General features: G+C 51.5%; 1 protein-coding gene. It reads left to right on the forward strand.

The features are described 5' to 3' along the window. Positions 1-34 precede the first annotated feature (34 nt). On the forward strand, positions 35-1,306 hold the full coding sequence (iscB, locus tag P5683_RS24835; protein WP_315641200.1) for an RNA-guided endonuclease IscB: 1,272 nt from the start codon (positions 35-37) through the stop codon (positions 1,304-1,306). Positions 1,307-1,395: the final 89 nt, after the last annotated feature.

Consider the following 1,395-nt stretch of genomic DNA (forward strand, 5'->3'; position numbering starts at 1 on the left):
GCAAACGTTACGAGCAATCAGAACAGACGCAACAATGTCTAACCATATTTTCGTTTTAGATACCAACCGCAAGCCCCTGACACCGTGCAAGCCAGGGGTGGCACGATCACTGCTCAAAGCCGGGAAAGCATCGGTATTTCGACGCTACCCATTCACCATTATTCTAAACAAGGAGGTTGACGCTAATCCTGAACCCCTCGAACTCAAATTAGACCCAGGCTCTAAAGTCACTGGAATTGCCTTGAAGCAAGGGAATCATATTATCTTTGCTGCCGAGTTGCAGCACCGAGGACAGCAGATTAAAGAAGCATTGCTCTCTCGTCGTCAACTCCGACGTTCTCGACGAAACCGCAAGACCCGATATCGACCAGCTCGGTTCTTGAATCGGACTCGTCCCGAAGGTTGGTTAGCTCCCAGCTGGCAGCATCGAGTAGATACTCTAATGACCTGGGTTCACCGATTTCGTAGACTTGCCCCAGTTGGCCGCATTACCCAAGAGCTAGTACGGTTCGACCTGCAATTGATGGAAAACCCTGAGATATCAGGTGTTGAGTATCAGCAGGGAGAATTACAAGGCTATGAAGTCAGGGAATACCTGTTGGACAAGTGGGGCAGAACCTGTGCTTACTGTGGGGCTCAAAATGTACCACTTGAAGTTGAGCAGATCCAGCCTCGGTCTAAGGGTGGCTCTGACCGGGTTTCTAACCTGACGATGGCTTGCCACTCATGCAATCAAGCCAAAGGCAATGGGGACATTCGGGATTTTTTATCGGGCCAGCCTGATGTCCTGAGTCGTCTTCTCAGGCAGGCCAAATCACCCCTTAAAGATGCGGCTGCCGTTAACTCGACCCGATGGGCCTTGTTCAAGGCTCTGAAAGCAACAGGACTCCCAGTTACCACAGGAACGGGCGGACAAACGAAGTTCAATCGACTGAGGCTCAACCTACCTAAAGCTCACTGGCTTGATGCTGCCTGTGTTGGACCAGTCGAATCACTCGAAGTTCTGACTTCAAAACCGTTGCTGATTTTAGCAAAGGGGCATGGAACCCGTCAGATGTGCGGGACGAATAAGTACGGATTCCCGAATCGTCACCGCTCCAGGAGGCAAATTCATAAAGGCTTTCAGACTGGCGACATGGTGACGGCACTGGTCACAGCGGGGAAGAAAATTGGCTCATATCTAGGACGGGTTCTCTGCCGTGCGTCTGGTAGTTTTGATATTACCACCGCTTCGGTACGGGTGGCAGGCATCAGCCACAAATACTGCCAACCCATTCACAGGAAGGATGGTTACGCCTATGCTTGAAAGATTGACGGGGACTAAAGTCCCCCTGTCGCGTTTCCTCCCCGGTCTAAAGACACGGGGCTTCCACGCTCCCAAGAGGTTTACGTGAG

Source organism: Limnospira sp. PMC 1279.21 (assembly GCF_032349615.1).
GTDB classification, from domain to species: Bacteria; Cyanobacteriota; Cyanobacteriia; order Cyanobacteriales; family Microcoleaceae; genus Limnospira; species Limnospira fusiformis.

Coding starts and splice junctions, on each gene's coding strand:
- iscB (WP_315641200.1), top strand. CDS start 35: ATGTCTAACCATATTTTCGTTTTAGATACCAACCGCAAGCCCCTGACA.